Genomic DNA, 1,366 nt, shown 5'->3' with positions numbered 1-1,366 from the left:
CTCGGGCTGCGAGGGCGTGGTCGCGCGGGACAACAGCATCGTCGAAGTGGAGCGCGGCATCGTCACCACCGGCGACACCACGTCCGGCGCCGGCGCGCGGCCCTTCGTGCTGATCGAGGGCAACCACGTCAACGCCTACCTCGAGAACGTCGCCGTCACCGACATGTGCGACATCAAGGTTCTGGCGAACGAGCTGTACCGCATCGCGACCGCGACCGCGCACACCACCGGCATCGGCATCTACGCCTCGACGGCCACCGGCGTGGGCGACCTCTCCATCACCGGCAACACGCTGATGGACACCACCGGCGCGGTGGACTTCGACGGGGTGAACGTCGGCGCTGGCGTGGCGCGCGGGCTGATCGACGGCAACGACTTCAAGGCCGTGCGCTACGGCGTGACGATGCAGGCCGGGACCTCCGGGATCCGTGTGGGCGACCGCAACCTCTACAACGCCTCGCTCGCGCCGATCATCGACAACGGAACCGGCAACGTGGTGACGAGCGCGTGGCTCGCGGTCTCCGGCCACCGGCGCGACCTCACCGGCTGCGAGGTGAAGTGGGGCAGCGCCACCGTCACTCTCGATGGATCGGGCAACGGCACCGTCGCCTTCCAGCAGCCATTCAAGGCGACGCCGCTGATGGTGCTGGCGAACTGGACCAGCCCGGACAGCACGGCGCGCAACATCGGCGTGCCGGTTGGCGGATGGACCGTGGCGGGCTTCGGCGTCTCGGTCCGGCCGAGCCCCGGATCTGGCACGGTGCAGATCGCCTACGTCGCGGTCGGCTACTGAGGCGGCGCGAGCATGACCCGGCGCACGGTCCTCTTCACCTCGGGCGAACATCTCCCGGCCGCGAAGCTGAACAACGCGCTCGACGAGGCGATTGACCTCGCCGGATCGTCCGAGGCCGCGACCGAGGCGGCGACGGCTGCGGGCGCCGCGGCCGGCGAGGCTGCCGCCGCCACCAAGGCGGCGCGCGCCGCGAACGGGGCGGACTTCGCCGACCCCGCGGCGGTCACGAGCAACCTGCTGTTCCGGCGCAGCGGGGTCGTTGGCGCCGACCGCAGCGTGCAGTCGCGGCTGTCCGATCTGCCGAGCGTGCTGGACTTCTTCGGCGCTTCGCCGTTCGCCAAGGCGCAGGCGGCGCTCAACAGCGGCCTCAGCTTCTACATGCCGGACGGGCTGGTGATCGACTGCCCGGACACACTCTGGATGTCGATGCCGAGCCAGATGGTCTACGGCTCGGGCGCCGGCTGCGGTTTCCGCCTGGTGCGCGCGGCCGGGCAGCCGGTGACGCCGATCCTCGTGCAGCTCCCCAGTTCCATCGGCTCCGGCCTGCGCGGCCTCATGTTCGACCACGCGGCG

General features: G+C 71.0%; 2 protein-coding genes. Both read left to right on the top strand.

Annotation, left to right across the window (positions count from 1 at the left end; translation table 11 throughout):
• The coding region (locus M0638_RS26950) for a hypothetical protein (protein WP_248670046.1) at positions 1-793 on the top strand (793 nt) is incomplete at its 5' end.
• A gap of 12 nt (positions 794-805) precedes the next feature.
• A partial coding sequence (locus tag M0638_RS26945; protein ID WP_248670045.1) for a hypothetical protein occupies positions 806-1,366 on the top strand: 561 nt, incomplete at its 3' end.

The sequence above is a fragment of the Roseomonas acroporae genome, assembly GCF_023223525.1.
In the GTDB taxonomy this organism is placed as follows: Bacteria; Pseudomonadota; Alphaproteobacteria; order Acetobacterales; family Acetobacteraceae; genus Roseomonas_E; species Roseomonas_E acroporae.
This window is presented reverse-complemented; position numbering and strand designations above follow the sequence as displayed.